Origin of the sequence: Flavobacterium psychrotrophum (assembly GCF_003403075.1) — a bacterium.
Lineage (GTDB): Bacteria > Bacteroidota > Bacteroidia > Flavobacteriales > Flavobacteriaceae > Flavobacterium > Flavobacterium psychrotrophum.
This window is the reverse complement of the sequence record NZ_CP031557.1, coordinates 1,220,517-1,236,819: the sequence shown is the minus strand read 5'-3', so window position 1 is coordinate 1,236,819 and position 16,303 is coordinate 1,220,517. Positions and strand designations below refer to the sequence as shown.

Sequence of the window (16,303 nt, the reverse complement as noted above, 5' to 3'; positions counted from 1 at the left end):
TCTTTTTTATTCGGTATACTACAAAGTTAATGATTTTCTACTTCATTACGTTACATAATAATTATTGGGAACTCCCCGCTCCGGTACCACTCTCCCATCAAGTTCCAACAGGGTATCCTCTATAGTTTTCGCCATTGTATCCAGTGCAAGATCATTGGGTTGCGTACCAAACGGGTCTTCCAACTCATCGGCTATGGCTTCAAGGGCCAGGAACGTATAGGCAACAAAGGCTATAATAAACGGTGTAAGCCAGCCCAATATATCGACAAAACCAAACGGCAGCATAAAACAGTAAATGTACACCGTGCGGTGCAACAATACCGAATAGGAAAATGGTATGGGCGTATTGGCAATACGTTCACAGCCGCCAATGATGCCCGACAGCTTGTTCAGGTTTTCTTCAAAAGCCAATTGGGATAGTGGTGCTATGTTGCCCTTTTGTTTATTGACTTGTACCCAGTCGCCCAAGGATTTTAAAAGGATTACCGGCTTAAAACGGACGGGCTCAAGTTCCTTTACCAAAGCATCTGAAAGCAACCTTCTCATGTCCTCATTCGGACTGGTATGCCTCAATTGGTGCTTAAGGGCATAGACTAGTGCTATGAGCTGGTTCACGAAGTGTGAGATTTCCTCTTTAGATTCTTTATTTTCAGAAAGGTTGTGGGCTTGGCGGGCTAACGAGCGTGTGTCGTTAAGTAAAGCTCCCCACAGTTTACGTCCCTCCCAAAAGCGGTCATAACTCACATTGTTACGGAAGCCTAAAAAGATTGCCAGTGCAATACCAAAAAGGGTAAAGATGGCGGGGTTGATATGCAAATGATGGGCTATTAAAACATCCTGGAAATACACTAAAACACCTGAGTACACAAAAATAAGCAGCAGTCTGGGCAGGAGTTGGGGCAATACCGATCCCTGCCATTCAAAGAGCATCCTAAACCAGTGTGTTTTTTTCTTGATGATCATGATACTTTGAAGTGTAAATGCTGTATCAAAGCTATGGATAAAACTCGTATTTAGTACAACCCATTAAAACATATTATTAGTGTAAAAATAATTATTAACCAACCATCTTAATTTGCTTTTAAAACTTCTTTAAATAACATTTCACTATCCGACAAAGCCACTTTTGATAATTTTAGATCATCAAAAGCTTTCCTAATTAGCTTCTGCATTTCATGAAATGCTGGAATAGTCTTAGGAGTAAAAGCGTCTGCAAATGTGTTAAAATTATCTTCTATACTGATCTCATAATTGATAAATGCAAGTTGAACATATGATAAATCCCTACTACAATTAAATATAGCGACATACTGACCCGCTCTAAAAACTGCGACTGGGTAATCTGTGTCTGGAGACGATTTATTGATAATTTCTTCTATTGAAAGTCTGTAGTTAGCCAGATTATAAGAAATTTTATTAGTGTTCTTGGTAAATCCCCCAAGATCATTATCTTCAATTTTATCAACAAACAATGTCTTCATGTTATTTTTAATTTGAAATTAAACATCTATATCAATAAAAGGATCAAAAATTAAATAATTTGGTTTTTTAAAATAAGGGTATTGCACGTGTAAAAACTTATCATCATCACGCCCTTCTATTAATATTTCAAAAGTTTTATCAATAAATGTACCTTTCAAAAAACTGTCAAGCTGGGCAACTGTGTAAATCCTGTAATGAGCATTATACATGTAAAAAGTAGGAGTATTAATTATAAAAATTCCTTCTACTTTGTAGTCGGTAAAGTCAAATTCCTCTTTATATTTTTTTCCAAAATCCTCTGCAACTAACTGATGATTATGCGAAAACCAATCAACTTTTCTCTCCATTGTTTTATTATAGGATTTTTCACCAACAGAAAATGCGTTAAAATCATTTTTTTGGTTCATCATGTCATATCTGCCTAATAAATGTTTACAGTCTGAAACGTAGATTATCTTTCTTTTTGAATTAATAATGATAAAATCTACCTCTCCTAATCCTTTAACATCAATATTGGTACTAGTGTTGCCATGAAAAAGTCTTTTTACATTTCTGTCATATTTATAATTATTAGTTTCAAGTTTCTTCTCAACCTCATCATCTAGCCAACGATCGTGGTCATCTTCTTTGGTGTGTACATAAGTTTTGAAACATTTGTTTTTTAGCCATTCGGGTGCTGCTTTACCCCAAGGAATTGCGTTAGACGACAATTGTATAAATGTTTCAGACCAAGAACTTTTTCCAAAAAAAGCGTAATCACTACCATCAACATTCCAAATTAAAATTGGCCTATAGATGTATCTGATTAAATTATACGGTTTACATGCTAAGTCTAAAAGACTCATTTTATTATTTCGATCAAGTTTCAGTCCTTGAAAAAACTCTTCTGCACTTTCAAGTGGAACACCAAACATTCCGTTAAGATTTGCAGTTAAAGTTCTCCACTCCACTCCTACAATATATCCTCCTTTGGATTTATTTTGTTCATGAATTGCAGCCAATAAGTAACTCACGTTATCATAATTGATTGTAAAACATTTTTTAATGGTATTCTTTAAATCTGAAAAACCTGCGAGATCACTATCATCTATTATCGCTTTAGTAACCTGGCCATTAAATTCACCAATAATGTATTTAATTATATGATTGTAATGATGTCGTCTTCCAAAAACATACAGATTATTTTCATCAAATGATACGTCAGCCAAATCCTCAACCATTCCCTGTTCAGCATACAAACTAACACATGTTAAAATCATCTCGCCTAAAAATAATAAGTCGTTTATTGTCGCTTCAAATCTCTTTTGAAAATTAGCATCAAATGACTCACCTGTGACCATATTTATTTCACATCCGGTTTCGAGAACAAATTTTAATGTACGTCTGTACGACGCAATATAACTCCAATCAATTGTTGGATCTTCATTATGCACATAGCTTAACTCTGTCGCTTGCTCGTGAAAAATAAAAACTTGTTGATAAAATTTACAAGACGTTTCACTATGACAAATGTTGAGAAATTCAGCTATATAATAATTGACACTGTAAAGTACAATTGCCCTAATATCCTCTTCTTCAAAAGGGCCTCTTCCAAATTTAGAAATTAATTGCTTTGACAATTCATTTCTAAATTTGGCTTCGGCTTTGTACTCTAATTTGTATACTAAGTATTTATCTTTTATTTTTTCTATTCCCATTTATTACAATAGGTTAATAATTTTGTCAACTGAAATTCTAAATCGTGTGGTATTTGGAAATTTCAATGACATAAGGATGGTCTGGATAGATTTTCTTTAACTCCCTAGTATAAGTAATTAACGCTTTAGTATTACCACTTTCATTAAAAACTTGAAGAATTACTGAGAGAAACACAGGCCAATATTCACTGGATTTTAAATCAGCCTCGTATTTAAAAAAAAGAGCTTCTGCTTCAGAATGCTTTTGTAATCCTCTTAAACCAGATATTATTAAATTAATATCCTCAATGTTGTTAAATCGATAACTATCAATTCCTTCACTTTGATAATCCTCTATTTTTTGTAGATAATAATTAATGTCCATTTTGCTGTATTTTATTTGTAGTTTTATAATTGCCCCTATATAAATACAATTCAGAGTAACATTGCAAGTAAAAATACCTGCTTTAAAGAAATGTGAAATACCTACTAATAGGTATTTCTTGCCTTTAATGGTTATTATTTTCCAACAAATGCAGCAGCGCATAAACAGAATGATCCTATGATAATAAGCAACCCTGAGATGAAAGTTAATATCCGTTCTAAAAATGGAGTTATAAGCGAATTTCTATAGTTTGAATAAACTTGCAGGCCTGCTTGGTTTCTTCTGTAGAAACGTCTTCTGCTCACAAACATCGTAATGCTATCCCTATGGAAAGGGCAACTATTCCAATAATAATGAATGCAATGTTGTTACGTCCCATGTTTCTACGTTTTAAAGAAGAAGTTACAAAAAACTTTAGACAAGCTTATGTGCAAAAACGAGACAAAATCAAGCAATTGCAGTTCATTTGAAAGCTGTATTACTTGATTTATGATAATCTCTGTTGTAATAATATATTTTAACTCTGTTTATTTCGCATTATTCATCAACATTAAAGTAATTTGTTCAGGTGAAAATATTTCAAATAATGCCTTGTGAACTTTATCTCCTGATTTTTGAATTTTAGGCTCAAGACATTTTATTATAAATTGCGCTAACGCCTTAATATTCATTAGATGTTCTTCTGAAAATCCAGCCTGTTTAAGGCGTCTGAATTTTATTTGGTCTTCCAGTCCATTCTTATTCATATCTACCAGCATATATGTAACTGTGACCTCATTTTCAGTATCGCCTCTATGTGCAATAAAATGATGTCTCATTTTCATAAGTTCATTGTGTGTATGAAGATGTTCTGGATTTTGTTTAAATAAATCTTTAGCTTCTAATTTTGCGCTTTTATAATGGCTTGCATCTGTATAACATTTTCCATATAATGTAATTATACCATAGGTTAATGACGATTTTATGACGGTATCATAGTTGTTAGAACTTAGTTCATCAATATATTTGAGCAAGAGTTCTAAATCCTGACGCATAGCACAATATGCCATAAAATTTCTTGACAAGAATCCTGGAATAGCATAAATATAAAAATTTTGTCCATATTCCTGTTGGATAGCTCTAACAAGCTCGATTAATCTTTTTTCTTTTGCCATTATATTGAAAAGATAATACATTAGAGAATGTAAAAAAAATATCTTTAAAGTAATAGATTATAATCTAGTTTTGATTCTTTTAAACTCTATTAGACAAAAAAAAGATGCTCTCGAATCTTCAAAACTTCATTTTATACTTTTGCTCAAATTCAGTAAAAAATTGTGACAATGATATTTCTTCTTTTTTACAGATTTTTAGCAGAGTTTGAAAAGGTAGATTATACCCTTCAGAACTAACAATCTTCGTAATAGTAGTGGTGGCGAGATTACACTCGTAAGCATATTTTGTCATACTTACCAATTCACCATTTGAATCACGTCTACCAATTATCCACTTTTCAGCAATGAAAATACACATATTTTTGAAAATAAGTTCATCGTCTGTGTTTATAGATTGCTTCTTCTTGTCGTCCAATTTAAATGTATTTAAAACAAAATAAGGTGATTGATCTAAAAAAATCGTTCGCTATCGCGAACGATGAAATTTTTTATATATATTTGTCTGAAGTCCAAGTATGGATTGTATTTTTGCGATACTTCATTTAAAGTTTGAAGCATTCGTTTAAGATCCCGACTCATAAAACTGGTAATTTTAACGCACGGGATAATAAGACTGATGCTCACGCCCATATGGCGTGGGCTCACTTATTGTGCGTAGGTATACCAGTACCATTGAGTCAATAAGCTGAGTTTAAACCCACGCCTCCTTTTTAAGGACAATTTTCTCTGCTTACTTTCTTAGCGTTTTACTTCTTTAATTCAACATTGGTTTCGCAGCAGTTTAGGTTTAATCTGTAGGTATACCTATAGTTTTAGTTTTTTCATAGTTAAGTATCCCGGCCTGTACTGGTATTCCTCTATTTGAGTTAGTTGGGGAAAGGCCGGGTTTCTTATTTCGTTTTTGGGTATAAAAAAGCCCTCCGTGTAAGTTTGGCGACTCACGGAAGGCATAGACCAATAAAATCGTTTGTTTCACTAATCTTAACCAATGTTATGAAATTTATTTCAGCTAACAATGGGCTAAGGCTGCTTTTCTATTCTTCTATGTTAGCATCCTTTCCTTGTACTGCCTTAGCCCGGGCACATGCTTCACCCTTTGGTGTAGCTTATTTTCAACAAAACATTTCCGGTACCATTTCAGATAGCTCTGGGCCGTTGCCCGGGGTTACCGTTATGATAAAGGGTACCACGCGTTCTGCCATTTCTGATAACGAGGGTAAATTCTCTATTGTCGCTTCTCCTGGAGAGATATTGGTATTTTCTTTCTTGGGATATAGAACTGTTGAGGTTGCTGTGGGCAGTCAGATGGTTTTGTCAGTTACGCTTGTTGAAGATGTCACCCAGCTTGACGAGGTGGAAATCAACGCAGGTTATTACTCTGTTAGACAAAAAGAAAGCACCGGCAGTATTTCTCGCATTACCGCTAAAGACATCGAAACGCAACCGGTAACCAATCCTTTAGCTGCCATGCAGGGACGTATGGCCGGTGTGGATATCAGCCAGGCAACCGGAACCCCGGGCGGTAATTTCAATATAAAAATAAGGGGGATTAATTCCTTGCGTGGAACGGCTAACGAGCCCCTTTACATCATTGACGGTGTACCTTATGCCTCCCAGTCCCTCGGTAACGGCGATGCAATTAATGGTGTGTTACCCGCCTTAACCAGTCCGTTAAATGCCATAAATCCCTCGGATATCGAAAATATTGAAGTACTCAAAGATGCAGATGCTACGGCAATATACGGTTCAAGGGGGGCGAATGGCGTGGTGCTAATAACCACCAAAAAAGGCAAAGCGGGTACCACAAAATTTAGCTTTCAGGCCAGTACTACAGCCGGTACTGTGGTGCAAAAAATGAATGTACTCAATACTGAGCAATATTTACAAATGCGTAAAGAAGGCTTTGCGAATGATGGTATAACAGAATATCCTGCCGATGCTTATGATGTAAACGGTACTTGGTCTCAAAATCGTTACACAAACTGGCAAAAAGAACTCTTAGGAGGTACTTCCTATGTAAGGAACCTACAGGGATCCGTATCCGGAGGAGCAGAAAGAACACAATTTATGATTGGGGGCACCTATCGGAATGAAACTACTGTGACACCCGATACCGGAGCATACTCTAAAGGTGCTGTCCATACATCAATCACCCACACTTCAGCAGATGACCGGTTTAAACTGAATTTTTCAGCCAATTATTCTTCTGAGAGGAATACACTCCCAGGAACTGACCTTTCAAAATCTGCTTACACATTAGCCCCCAACGCTCCGGCATTGTACGATAACAACGGTGATTTAAATTGGGAAAACGGAACTTTTGAAAACCCTCTGGCATATCTCAAAAGTTCCTACAGGAGTGACTCCGAAACACTTTTTGCTAATGCCTTACTTTCGTATCAACTAAAATATGGTTTTGAAGTTCGTACAAGTCTGGGATATAATGAATCTTCACTCACCGAATATAAAACCTTTCCCAGTTCAATGTACAATCCTGCATTAGGAGTTGACGCAAGTGCCGCGCAAATCTTCAATAATGATGGAATGAGGCATTCATGGATTGTCGAACCCCAACTCAACTGGAAAACCAATCTTAATAAGCTAAGCATAAATGCACTGGCCGGTACAACGTTCCTAAGCCAGTTGCAACAGGTGTCTGCCAATTATGGGATGGGGTTTGCCAGCGATGCCCTGATACATAACATCGCTGCAGCCAGTATGGTTATACAACTTACAGATGAAGCCACCGCATATAAATACAATGCTATCTACAGCAGGCTTAATTTTAACTATGACGGCAAGTACATCATTAATGCCACTGGCAGGCGGGACGGGTCAAGCCGTTTTGGGCCGGGTAACCGATTCGCTAATTTTTGGGCATTAGGTGGGGCATGGCTATTTCATAAGGAAGCTCTTTTTGACCGACAAAACGTAATCAGCTACGGAAAAATACGGACAAGCTATGGCACAACCGGGAGTGACCAAATTGGCGATTATCAATACCTCAATACCTATGCGGTTTCGCCCTACCAATATGGAGGGATAACAGGGCTTCAACCATCACGGCTCTTTAATCCTAACTTTGGATGGGAAACCAACAAGAAATGGGAAATAGCCCTCGAATTGGGATTATTTAACGACCGCATTTTATGGAATACTTCGTACTTCCGAAACCGTTCTTCCAATCAATTAGTAGGTTTAACACTACCAGGAACTACCGGTTTCTCTTCAGTCCAGTCAAATCTGGGCGCTACTGTGGAGAATGAAGGTTGGGAAATCGGGTGTACAAGCCAAAACGTCAAAACGACAGTATTTTCCTGGACAACATCCCTGAACCTGACCGTTCCCAGAAATCGACTGGTGGCATTTCCCGGCCTGGAAAGCTCTACCTACAGCAATACATTCGTAATCGGGAAACCTGTGAATGTTCAGAAATTATACGAATACACGGGTATTGACCAGCAGACGGGAACTTATACGTTCAGGGATTATAATAATGATGGTCAGATTACCCTTGCTGACCGCCAGGCAACCAATGACCCAAACCCAAAATTCTTTGGTGGCTTTTCCAACACGCTCAGCTACAAAAATTGGAACCTGGATTTCCTTTTTCAGTTTGTAAAACAAAAGGCTGCAAATGAACTCTTGTATTTTTCAAGCCCGGGTACATTCTCAAATCAGCCTGTAAGCGTGCTGGATCATTATCCCTCTGGAAATAACATACAACAGTACACCTCCGGCAACAATCCGTCCGCAACCACAGCACAATCGTTATATACGCAAAGTAATGCTATTATTGAAGATGCCTCGTTTATAAGACTAAAGACAATAATGATTTCTTATAATGTGCCGACTGATTGGCTAAAAGGCTTGCAGGCAAAAATATACCTCCAGGGACAAAACCTTTTTACCATTACACCTTATAGCGGTCCGGATCCTGAAACACAGTCCCTCATCTATCTCCCTCCTTTGCGACAACTAACCCTAGGCATTCAAGTAGGCCTTTAACAACATCTTTATTATGAAAACGAAATTTTCTATACTGGTAACCGTTTTGACAGCATCGTACCTGTTTTTAGCATGTGAGGCCTTCGTTGAAACAAAAGTACCGGAATCTCAGCTTACAGGAAATCAGGTATTCCAAAATACAGCCACAGCCGAAGCTGCACTTTCCGACATATATGCACGTATGCGTGAGGCAGGATTTGCCTCTGGCAATCAGAATAGCGCAACCTTACTGATAGGAGCTTATGCAGACGACTTAACTTTCTATGGTACAAATACTAATATCCAGCAATTCTCCAACCATACGTTGTTGCCTTCGAATACCTTGCTGGCGGGGCTTTGGAATAATGCCTATGCACAGGTTTACGCCGCTAATGCAATACTAGAAGGAGTAACTGCTTCAGAGTCCATCCCAGCTGCCGACAAAGAACGATTAACAGGGGAAGCCTTATTCATACGGGCATATTTACATTTTTACCTCGTAAGCCTTTTCGGTGATGTACCCTATGTTACGGTTACTGATTACAACCAGAACAGTACCATAACTAAGATGGCGTCGTTACAGGTCTGGAGTGCCATAATCAATGACCTGCTTCAGGCAGAGGCACTTTTGTCTGATGATTACCCCACTGGCGAACGTATACGGGCAAGCAAGCCCGTTGTTCAGGCTTTATTGGCTCGGGTATATCTCTTTAACAGTAATTGGACTGAAGCCGAAGCGTATTCTAATGCTGTAATTAACAACACTGCTTTTACCCTGGAAACAGATCTAAACTTACTATTCCTTAAAAACAGTTCTTCGACCATATGGGCATTACACCCCGGTGTTTCAGGTGCTAATACCAATGACGCAAAAACATTTTATTTTACAAGTGGTCCTCCTCCTAAGTCATCATTGTCTGCAGGACTGTATGATGCATTCGAAATAGGCGACCTTAGAAAGGAACTTTGGGTAAAAACCGTTTCAAATGCGAACGGTACCTGGTATATGTCGTACAAATACCGGCAGCAAGCTGCAACGGCAAGTTCGATGGAATACACTATTATTTTTCGCCTTGAAGAACAATACCTTATTCGTTCAGAGGCTAGGGCACATCTGGGAAATCTACAGGGTTCTCAACAGGATTTAGATAACATTCGTGTTAGGGCTGGTCTTTTACCAACTACAGCAAGCGACCAAAATACCCTGCTCGAAGCCATACTCAAAGAAAGGCGCTTTGAGTTTTTTACCGAGCAGGGGCTGCGGTGGTTGGATCTTAAACGTACTGGAACTGCCACTTCGGTATTAGCCCCTATAAAACCAAACTGGCAGGCATATCAGATTTTATTGCCGTTGCCTGAAAAGGAACTACTGCTAAATCCCTATCTGTTACCACAAAATGCAGGATATTAATGAAAGCTTATAGTATAAAATTAATAGTGATAATCGCTTTGCTGATACAGGTTTTGCCAGTAGCATCCCAAATTCAGAGTAGTAAAGTCAAACCTGAAGACTACCATAAATGGGGGACACTTTCTGTAGGCACTTTATCCCCGGATGGTAAATGGGCATCCTATCGTATGGAATATGAACAAGATAAGGATACGCTTTTTATAAAAAGAGTACAAGACTTATATACCCGTGCATTCGTGTCAGTCAAAACAGGCGCTTTTAGTCCGGATAGTTCTTTTTTTATATGCCATATGCAAAATGATAGCTTGTATGTTTATAACCTTAATACTTTCGAAATAAAAAAGTATGGTGCAATTTCACGTTTTGAATTTTCAAAGAAAGGGAATTATATTGTGCTACTCAGGCGTAACCAAGAAGGAAATAACACCCTTTTGGTGAGCAATGGTTCATATATCCTCAAAGAAATTCCAAATGTTACCGACTATTCCATCAGTAATAATGGCTTATTGGCTTGGTACAACAAAAACAATTTTATCATTACCAACCCTCTCAAAGGATTTGAAGAGGAAGAAATCCTAAAAGGGCCTTTTAGGGTAATTAAAAAAATAATATGGAGTGACAACAATGGCAGCATGGCTTTTTTGGCACAGAGGAGTGCGGAAAACACTGGTTCAGAGAACTGTTTGTACTATTATAATCGAAAGTCAAAGTCCCTGAAAACAATTCAAGGTGGATTCAGTACCCTAGAAGGGCATACCATTACCCATGATATGCAAACTCCTGTGATTCTTTCAGAAGATGGGAAACAGGTGTTTTTTTATTCCTCTAGTATCCAGGCAAAGCCGAATAAACCTGATGAAATTCCGGAAGTTTGGGATTCATCTACCAAACTGGTGTATCCGGCCGGTCGGATTTATGGCGATACCCTGAGCAAATCAAAACTCACAGTATGGTATCCAAAAAATAATGTAATAAATATTTTGGCTACAGATGAGTTCCCTATTGCGACGCTCACATCCGACCGAAAATATGCATTGATTTTTTCCCACCTTACCCATGAACCGCAATATAAAATGGTATCCGATGTGGATTACCAGCTAGTGGAAGTGGCTACAGGAAAAAGTAGCCCCTTTCTTAAAGAACAGCCCACAACACCCTATAGCATAGGCTGCTCTCCTAATGGCCGTTACATCCATTATTTTAAAAACCAGCATTGGTGGGTATATGATATACAAAACAACAATCATACAAATATTACATTTACCTTGAAGACAAGCTTTTGTAACAATGATTTCGATGAACCGGGCATAGCTGAAGGTTACAAATGTCCCGGATGGATCAATGACAATAAATATCTGATACTGTATGACCATTATGATATATGGCTTGTAACCGCTGACGGAAAGCACCATCATAAAATAACGAATGGCAGAGAGAATAAAATAACCTACAGAATTTGTGATTATTTATATGGTAACGGTAAATCTCAGGGATCGGCAGATTTTGTCAAGAGAAATTTCGACGTTTCGAAGGGATTCTATATAGAAGCCAAAGGTTATGACAAGTCTTCGGGGTACTTTTTTTGGAAAAAGACTACCGGGCTTACCAAAATAACGTATGATGCAAAAAAAACCGGCTTCCTCCAAAGGGCATTACAGGCAGATAGCTGTCTGTATATCGATGAAGATTTCAAGACACCGCCATCCCTACAGTTTGCCTGCCCGGAAAAACCGTTTCCTAAAAAGTTATTTCAATCTAATCCACATTATCTCAATTATCTGTGGGGAGATAATGAATTGCTTTCCTATACCAATAAAAATGGAGATACCCTCCAGGGAATATTATACTATCCGGCAGGCTACCAAAAAGATAAAAAGTATCCTATGGTAGTGTATATATACAGTAAATTATCTCAAAACCTGCATGAATATTACAATCCTGTCTCCGGTCACCCAATTGGTTTTCAGCCTGTAAATTACATTAATGACGGTTACCTGGTACTCATGCCCGACATTAAATACGAGGTCGGTGCTCCTGGCAAATCAATTGTTGACTGTGTTGAAGCAGCTGTTAATTATGTGACGGATAAAGGGGTTGCGGATAAAAATAGGATTGGGATAATCGGGCATTCATACGGAGGTTATGAAACCTGCTACCTTATTTCTCAGAGCAAACTTTTTGCAGCTGCAGTAGCAGGCGCCGCTGTAACGGATGTTATTAGCAGCTATCTTTCCGTAAACTCTGACACGGGTGATAAAATGGACTGGCGTTTTGAATCACAACAGTATCGTTTAGGAGTCTCCCCATTTGAAGATTTACAACTGTATCTGGAGCATTCGACAGTACTTAATGCAACCAAGATCAACACACCCCTGTTGAGTTGGGCAGGGAAAGATGATATCTCTGTCGACCACGAGCAGGGAATCGAACTGCATTTAGCACTTAGACGGTTAGGTAAAAGAAATGTTTTTTTAGTGTATCCTAAACAGGGTCATATACTGACGGACACAAACGCAAAAACCGATTTGTCAAATCGTACTAAAAAGTGGTTTGATCATTATCTTAAAGATACCGATACGCCATAATAAACAATGCCGGTGCTTTTGCCCGGCATTGTCATTTAGCATAATAAAAAATTACTATGGCCTCCAAAGCTGGCTTGGGCATGAAGTTGCGCTAAGCATCCTGTAAAGGTCTACATTATCCTCATTTCTACAGGGAATGCCATTGTTTACATCGGAACACTCAATATCGGTGATTTCACAGGCCGTTGCGCCAACTTTTACTGCCCCAAAATAATTGGTAACATCCGTTTTCGGAGCCGGTTTAAAAGCGAAAGCTGCTGTGATAGCAATAAGGAAGGCTCCAACGGGAAGCCCTTTTCTTAAAATTAGTGTTTTCATGATAAAAAAATTAAATTATTGATCTACTCTGTTCCAGGTTTTCGATCGTTCCCTGATACTGCGCAGTATATTGTAATCCGCTATTTACTCCTGATAAAAATCTCCTGAAAGTTTGAAGGAACTTAAGTATCTGCCGGACAACATAAACATCTTGCTGTCGCTAGGTATAAAATCGCTAAGCTTAATACTTTTAATATCGGTTAGGTAGAAGCTAAATCGATAGGAAAAATTATTTAAATCGTATACGTCAATTATTGAAGACTCATCCCACATTTCCTCAGCCTCATATTTACCCATGATTTCTGACTTCACAAATAAATAATTTCCATAGGTTCTTACTATGCTGTTTACAACATAGCCCGGAGAAGCCAGGCCGGTTGCCTTTGAAGATTGCATGTATTTTACTTTAATACGGGCTTTGGAAAAAGTATCTATTGTATGCGCTACATCAGGGTTTTTAAAGTCACTGCCGGCAACCAGATATTGATTTCTAAATGAATAGGCGTAAATTATTTTCTTTACTTTAGAATTATAAAGTAAAGTACCATGGGTATCGAAAATTCCATCAGACTGTTTTTCAAGAACCGGAAATAATTCTATATGGGGTATGGAATCAATTGAAAGAATGCCTAGTACATTTTCTTTCCGCTCGCTACTAATAGCCCTTACCAATGCTTTGTCCGGTGCTATTGGTTCAAACGCATTAAAATATGCCGTATTATGATCCCAGAGTTTAGCTTGCCAATCCGTAACGTTTCCCCAAAGAACCAAAGCCGCACTGCCATCCCATATGTAAAAATTAGGATAGCGTACTAAAAGGCGCGGTGAATGAAAAGAAAAATTACCCTCTGGGAGTGAAATTCTGTACTCTTTTTTGTTTTCCAGTGTTCCGTCTGCAACCAGTACTGTAAAAGGTGCCGTTTTGTTTCCCAAATAAACATAACCTGAACCTTCACCTGCTATGTAATAACTATTGTATCCAATATCCATTACCTTATCCAACATTGCGGGGTGATGTGGAAACCGGCGTACAAAATTGTTATGGAACCGCATCATATTTTCCGAAAGGAAAAATAAGAATGTTAATAGTCCGATTCCTAAAGCAGACAGTCCTGTAACCCGAAATAATCCCTGTCTTTTGTAATTTGAATTTCTTTCGCTCTCCAACAGAAATACTCCAAGTACCGCTAAAGCATAATAAAAAACATTAAAAAACAGATGACCTGTCCAAGTGAACTTCTCAAGCACCCCACCACAGGAACACGGAATAAAAGGGCTGAAATTAAGAATGATGACGATATAACAACAAAATAGCACCATAAGGAAAAGCGCTGCATACAACCCAATCAATCTGTATTGAGTAAAAAGGCACATAGATATGATAATCTCAATGATTGGGACAATCCATGAAACGGGACCGGCAAATGTACTTAACAGGGGAGATTGGCCGATCTGAACCTGAAAATTCTCAAAATCTAATAATTTACTTGTAGCGGCATAAACAAACAATAACGCATATAATAAACAGATTATCTCAACGAATGCTTTTTTAATGTGAGGCGATAATTTCATTCCCTATATTGCTATGCTGACGTCTTATCAATGTATTGACAAGGCATCAGAGGTTTATACAGGCAAGGTATATCGTTTATATAGATAAAAAGGCTACAGATTCAAGCCAAAAACACTCAAAAACAATCCATTAAAAAAATAATCATCATAGAAGTTTTTTCTTAATTGAATTCACTTCCCTTTTAAGTTCGAGCAGCATATTTTTAACCGTATCCTGGGGGATATCGTCAGGAGTGTATTCATTAAGTGTAAAACCACAGGAAAACTTCCAGGCTTCCAGTATATCCGATGCTTTTACTTCATACGGCTCAAATTCCGGGTTATCGGAATGAAACATAAATTTCCTGCCTTTACGGTAAATGCGTTTGTACACAATACCGTCATTTTTGGTAAGCAATACATAGGTTTGCCCATCTTTGATGTCATTGCTGTCCTCTACATACTCCCCAACAATAAAACTCCCATCCCGAAAAGGAGGCATGGAATTCCCCTCTATAGGAAATGCCCTGAATTTTCCGTTGCGTAAAAAAGGCAGTGAAATATGTTGCAGGGTTTCAATAAACTCCGGGTCGCTATACCCGGCCAGGTAACCGGCCTGCGCTTTCTGGGGAATAATTTCTATAATATTCTCACCTGCCTTGTCTACTGTTACAGGAAGCAACAGGCGGTTGCCGTCGAGCTTCAGCACACCTTCCATATCAATTTTTCGCAGGTCAACACTAAGCAACAAATCGATGCTCACATGGTAATAATGTGCCATCTTCTTCAATATATCATAGGGTGCTTCAGAAGTTCCGGACTCATACTTTACATAACGGGCACGGGTAATGAGAAGCGCTTCAGCAAGCTTTTCCTGTGAAATATTTTTTTGAAGCCTTAAATACCTGATATTGTCGGAAAATAAAGACATAGATTAAATTGTTACTATTTGGAACAACAAATATATTATTTATTGTTCTAATCTGGTCTAATTTTGTTGTCCGCTTAATGAGATAAAATGAAACCGGCAGCAGAAAAATTAGCGATGGCAAGGCAGCTCCAGGCAGAAATCAATGCCCTGCAAGGCCTTGGGAAACGTTCTCCCGAAGGGGAATCTGCCCTGCTATTCCCTTTTACTACTGCCTTTCCCGGACATACCTTTCCTACCGGTACTTTGCACGAATTTATAAGCTATGAGGTAAGCGCCGCAGCAGCCACCAGTGGTTTTATCACGGCATTGTCTGGCAAACTGATAAAAGAAGGCGGACTGTGCCTGTGGGTAGCAGGTGGTAAAAAGATATTTCCGCCGGGGCTGAAACAGTTCGGTTTAGAACCCGACCGTATTGTGTTTATTAATACTGCACGCCCTAAAGAGGCCCTGTGGATTATGGAGGAAGCCCTGAAATGTGAAGCCCTTACAGCCGTTATAGGAGAGGTACGCGAACTCAGCTTTAGCGATTCGCGCAGGCTGCAACTCGCCGTAGAACGCAGCGGGGTAACCGGCTTTATCCACCGATACTGCCCTGCTGCCGAAAATGCCGTGGCCTGTACCACACGATGGAAAATTACCGCCTTACCCAGTGTTACCGTAGATGGGCTGCCCGGCGTAGGCCACAGCACCTGGGATGTACAACTCCTAAAGGTACGTAACGGCAGGCCGCATGCCTGGCAGGTAAGCTGGCAATCGGGGCGTTTTATTAATCTTGAAGAAGAACGTTTTGTAATACCTATAACCAAACGCCACGCCGGATAAT

Annotated in this window: 13 protein-coding genes; 4 read left to right on the top strand and 9 right to left on the bottom strand. The window is 38.6% G+C overall.

All coding sequences use genetic code 11. The features are described 5' to 3' along the window. Positions 1 to 45: 45 nt before the first annotated feature. The 6 genes from DYH63_RS05335 to DYH63_RS05305 all read right to left on the bottom strand — a co-directional run bounded on the left by DYH63_RS05335 (position 46) and on the right by DYH63_RS05305 (position 5,112). Complete coding sequence (locus DYH63_RS05335) at positions 46 to 963, bottom strand: bestrophin family protein (RefSeq protein ID WP_116787834.1); 918 nt, start codon at positions 961 to 963, stop codon at positions 46 to 48. A 107-nt stretch (positions 964 to 1,070) separates the two neighbouring features. Next, positions 1,071 to 1,481 carry a hypothetical protein gene (locus DYH63_RS05330; RefSeq protein WP_116787833.1) on the bottom strand — a complete coding sequence of 137 codons (411 nt, stop codon included), beginning with the start codon at positions 1,479 to 1,481 and terminating at the stop codon, positions 1,071 to 1,073. Between the two features lie 18 nt (positions 1,482 to 1,499). Further along, positions 1,500 to 3,179, bottom strand: a complete 1,680-nt coding sequence (locus tag DYH63_RS05325; RefSeq protein ID WP_116787832.1) for a hypothetical protein — start codon at positions 3,177 to 3,179, stop codon at positions 1,500 to 1,502. A 37-nt stretch (positions 3,180 to 3,216) separates the two neighbouring features. Further along, positions 3,217 to 3,543 carry a hypothetical protein gene (locus DYH63_RS05320; RefSeq protein WP_162926933.1) on the bottom strand — a complete coding sequence of 109 codons (327 nt, stop codon included), beginning with the start codon at positions 3,541 to 3,543 and terminating at the stop codon, positions 3,217 to 3,219. Positions 3,544 to 4,070: 527 nt separating this feature from the next. Beyond that, positions 4,071 to 4,697, bottom strand: coding sequence for a hypothetical protein (locus DYH63_RS05310; protein WP_116787829.1), 627 nt, complete (start codon positions 4,695 to 4,697; stop codon positions 4,071 to 4,073). Between the two features lie 118 nt (positions 4,698 to 4,815). Further along, positions 4,816 to 5,112, bottom strand: a complete 297-nt coding sequence (locus DYH63_RS05305) for a hypothetical protein (protein ID WP_116787828.1) — start codon at positions 5,110 to 5,112, stop codon at positions 4,816 to 4,818. Between the two features lie 578 nt (positions 5,113 to 5,690). On the opposite strand from DYH63_RS05305, the gene DYH63_RS05300 reads away from it, so the two are divergent. Genes DYH63_RS05300 through DYH63_RS05290 form a run of 3 tightly spaced genes read left to right on the top strand, consistent with a single transcriptional unit; the run spans position 5,691 to position 12,680 of the window. Further along, entirely contained in the window at positions 5,691 to 8,705 is a 3,015-nt protein-coding gene (locus DYH63_RS05300) for a SusC/RagA family TonB-linked outer membrane protein (RefSeq protein WP_116787827.1), read from the top strand. Positions 8,706 to 8,718: 13 nt separating this feature from the next. Beyond that, positions 8,719 to 10,095 (top strand): RagB/SusD family nutrient uptake outer membrane protein, encoded by a 1,377-nt coding sequence (locus tag DYH63_RS05295; protein ID WP_116787826.1) that lies wholly within the window; start codon positions 8,719 to 8,721, stop codon positions 10,093 to 10,095. Further along, positions 10,095 to 12,680: an alpha/beta hydrolase family protein gene (locus DYH63_RS05290; protein WP_116787825.1), complete on the top strand. Its 2,586-nt coding sequence runs from the start codon at positions 10,095 to 10,097 to the stop codon at positions 12,678 to 12,680. Before DYH63_RS05295 ends, DYH63_RS05290 begins: the two co-directional genes overlap by 1 nt. Positions 12,681 to 12,734: 54 nt before the next feature. Here the strand turns inward: DYH63_RS05290 and DYH63_RS05285 are convergent, their stop codons facing one another. The 3 genes from DYH63_RS05285 to DYH63_RS05275 all read right to left on the bottom strand — a co-directional run bounded on the left by DYH63_RS05285 (position 12,735) and on the right by DYH63_RS05275 (position 15,480). Further along, positions 12,735 to 12,998 (bottom strand): DUF6520 family protein, encoded by a 264-nt coding sequence (locus tag DYH63_RS05285; protein ID WP_116787824.1) that lies wholly within the window; start codon positions 12,996 to 12,998, stop codon positions 12,735 to 12,737. An 84-nt stretch (positions 12,999 to 13,082) separates the two neighbouring features. After that, entirely contained in the window at positions 13,083 to 14,570 is a 1,488-nt protein-coding gene (locus tag DYH63_RS21430; protein ID WP_205528282.1) for a MauE/DoxX family redox-associated membrane protein, read from the bottom strand. 145 nt (positions 14,571 to 14,715) lie between these two features. Further along, the gene (locus DYH63_RS05275) at positions 14,716 to 15,480 is read right to left on the bottom strand and encodes an XRE family transcriptional regulator (protein ID WP_116787823.1); all 765 of its coding nucleotides are present in this window, start codon (positions 15,478 to 15,480) and stop codon (positions 14,716 to 14,718) included. 87 nt (positions 15,481 to 15,567) lie between these two features. Between DYH63_RS05275 and DYH63_RS05270 the strand changes: the two genes are divergently transcribed. Next, on the top strand, positions 15,568 to 16,302 hold the full coding sequence (locus DYH63_RS05270; RefSeq protein ID WP_116787822.1) for an ImuA family protein: 735 nt from the start codon (positions 15,568 to 15,570) through the stop codon (positions 16,300 to 16,302). Position 16,303 lies beyond the last annotated feature (1 nt).